The sequence below is a fragment of the Paracoccus marinaquae genome (assembly GCF_018860165.1).
In the GTDB taxonomy this organism is placed as follows: domain Bacteria; phylum Pseudomonadota; class Alphaproteobacteria; order Rhodobacterales; family Rhodobacteraceae; genus Paracoccus; species Paracoccus marinaquae.
On sequence record NZ_JAHKNG010000125.1, the window covers coordinates 1 to 1,315 of the forward strand.

Below are 1,315 nucleotides of genomic sequence, written 5' to 3' on the forward strand. Positions count from 1 at the left end.
GATAACGTACAACTTCTTTCGCACATTTGACGGAGACGCCGGTTCCTTTCAGACTTTCTGAGAGGAGTAGGAAATGAACGAGAACGGGAAGCCCAAAGCGATGGGGCAAGTGATCCAGATCGATGAGGCGCGGATCCGCGACCATCTCGGCGAGATGGTTCGCGGGACGGTTGAAGAGGCGTTGAACGCGATGCTGGATGCCGAGGCCGACCGATTGTGCGGTGCCGGCCGGTATGAGCGCAGCGAAGGCCGGAAGGACACCCGGGCGGGCAGCTATGAACGGTCACTGGACACCAAGGCCGGCAAGGTCAGCCTGAAGGTTCCGAAACTCCGGCGGCAGACCTTTGAGACGGCGATCATCGAACGGTATCAGCGGCGCGAAAGCTCGGTCGAGGAAGCTCTGATCGAGATGTATCTGGCGGGTGTGTCGGTGCGCCGAGTGGAAGATATCACCGAGGCCTTGTGGGGCACGCGGGTCAGCCCCGGCACGGTCTCGAACCTGAACAAGAAAATCTATGCCAAGATCGACGCCTGGCGGCATCGGAAGATCGAAGGGGATCACCCTTACGTCTTTCTGGATGGGATCGTGATGAAGCGGTCATGGGCCGGCGAGGTGCGCAACGTGTCGCTGCTTGTGGCGATTGGCGTGACCCGCGAGGGCTATCGCGAGATCCTCGGTATCGTCGAGGGCCCGAAAGAGGACAAGTCTGGCTGGTCGGCCTTTCTGCGCCATCTGGTGGATCGCGGGCTGTCGGGCGTGCAACTGATCGTCTCGGACGCTTGCCGGGGGCTGGTCGAAAGCGCCGCTGAGTTCCTGCCCGATGCGCAGTGGCAGCGTTGCGTCGTGCATTTCTACCGCAACGTCTTCAGCCTCGTGCCGGCCGGCAAGGTCCGCGATGTGGCGAAGATGCTGAAGGCGATCCATGCGCAGGAGGATCACAGGGCTGCGGCAGAGAAGATGGCGGCCATCGTCGCTGATCTACGCGCCATGAGGCTGTCCAAAGCGGCGGACCTGCTGGAGGAGCATGGTCACGAGACCCTGACCTTCTACGGCTTTCCGGACAGCCATTGGATCAAGCTGCGGACCAACAACCCATTGGAGCGGATCATGCGAGAAATCCGGCGTCGCACCCGCGTCGTCGGAGCCTTCCCAGATGGAAAATCCTGCCTCAACCTGGCCGCGGCCAGGTTGAGGCACATCGCCGGAACCCAATGGTCGACGCGCAAGTACATGAACATGACCCCGCTATTCGCGGATCAAACCAAAGGAGCAGGCGTCGCGTGAACAAATGTGCGAAAGATTCTTGACGCTACC

General features: G+C 61.0%; 1 protein-coding gene. It reads left to right on the plus strand.

Going from position 1 to position 1,315, the window contains the following annotated elements; all coding sequences use genetic code 11:
* The first annotated feature begins 100 nt into the window (after window positions 1–100).
* The gene (locus KNW02_RS20600; protein WP_216035040.1) at window positions 101–1,285 is read left to right on the plus strand and encodes an IS256 family transposase; all 1,185 of its coding nucleotides are present in this window, start codon (window positions 101–103) and stop codon (window positions 1,283–1,285) included.
* The last annotated feature ends 30 nt before the right edge of the window (window positions 1,286–1,315 follow it).

Excerpts from the sequence above, each read along its gene's own strand:
- KNW02_RS20600 (WP_216035040.1), top strand. The coding sequence starts at position 101 with ATGGGGCAAGTGATCCAGATCGATGAGGCGCGGATCCGCGACCATCTC.